Annotated in this window: 2 protein-coding genes; one reads left to right on the top strand and one right to left on the bottom strand. The window is 71.3% G+C overall.

Annotated elements, in window-relative coordinates:
• The coding region (lexA, locus tag I73_RS14605; protein WP_022981293.1) for a transcriptional repressor LexA at positions 1 to 426 on the bottom strand (426 nt) is incomplete at its 3' end.
• A gap of 72 nt (positions 427 to 498) precedes the next feature.
• On the opposite strand from lexA, the gene I73_RS14600 reads away from it, so the two are divergent.
• On the top strand, positions 499 to 1,286 hold a 788-nt coding region (locus tag I73_RS14600), incomplete at its 3' end, for an asparaginase (RefSeq protein ID WP_026096759.1).

Here is a 1,286-nt window from a genome sequence, read left to right as displayed (position 1 = left end):
CATGCTCATGCCCTTGACCTTCAGCAGGTAGTCGGGCTTGCGCGGGAAAAGGCTGGCTTCCAGCACATAGGTCTGGTCGATGTGTTCCTGGGCCAGGATGGGGTGGCCGGCCGCCACACGCCCGACCAGGGGCAGGGTGAGCTGGGCCAGGCTGGGCAGGGGCAGGGCAAACTGCTTGCCGCGCGCCTCGTTGAGGGCGCGTAAAGTGCGCGTCTGCAGGCGGATGCCCCGCGAGGTGCCGCCCACCAGTTCGATCACGCCCTTGCGCGCCAGGGCCTGCAGGTGTTCCTCGGCCGCATTGGGCGACTTGAAGCCCAGTTCGGCGGCGATCTCGGCCCGGGTGGGGGGCGCGCCGGTGCGCTCGATCGTGCTTTGCACCAGATCCAGGATCTGCTGCTGGCGGGCGGTGAGCTTGGGGCTTTCCATGTTGGCGGGCCCCGCGGCAAGCAGGGCTGAGGTTGTATCCAGTATCTGTATTTTTATCCAGACCCTTTCGAAATGCCAAGCACTACTTCTGCGCGCACCGTCATCCTCGGCACCGGCGGCACCATCGCCGGGCGGTCCCGGGCGGCCTCGGACAACGTGGGCTACCGCGCCGGTGAGGTGAGCGTGGCCGATCTGCTGGCCGCCGTGCCGGCCCTGGCCGGCCATGCGCTGGAGGCCCGTCAACTGGCCCAGATCGACAGCAAGGACATGGACCATGGGCTGTGGCAGGTCCTGGCCCGGGCGGTGGCCGAAGCGCTGGCGCGCGAGGACGTGCTGGGCGTGGTCATCACGCATGGCACCGACACGTTGGAGGAGACCGCCTGGTTTCTGCACCGGGCGCTGGCGCCCACCAAGCCGGTGGTGCTGACGGCGGCGATGCGCCCGGCCTCCGCGCTGATGCCCGATGGTCCGCAGAACCTGCTGGACGCCGTGACCGTGGCCGGCTGGCCCGGTGCCCGCGGCGTGCTGGCGGTGGCCGCGGGGCGGGTGATGGCCGCCGAGGATGTGCGCAAGGTCCACGGCTACCGGGTGGACGCCTTTGCCACCGACGAGGCCGGCCCGCTGGCGCTGGTGCAGGAAGGCCAGTTGCGCGTGCTGCGGCCCTGGCCCCTGGCCGACGCGGACGAGGCCGCACGGCTGGTCCAGGCCATCCAGCAGCCGGTGGCCCAATGGCCGCGGGTGGACATCGTGACCAGCCACGCGGGCTGCGACGGCGCCCTGGTGCCGGCCCTGGTGGCACTGGGTGCCCGCGGCCTGGTGGCCGAGGGCACCGGCAACGGGACGCTGCATGCCGCGCTGGA

Origin of the sequence: Ideonella sp. B508-1, from assembly GCF_000333615.1 — a bacterium.
GTDB lineage: Bacteria > Pseudomonadota > Gammaproteobacteria > Burkholderiales > Burkholderiaceae_C > Ideonella.
The sequence above is the reverse complement of the archived record's forward strand: the minus strand, read 5'-3'. Positions and strand labels throughout refer to the sequence as shown.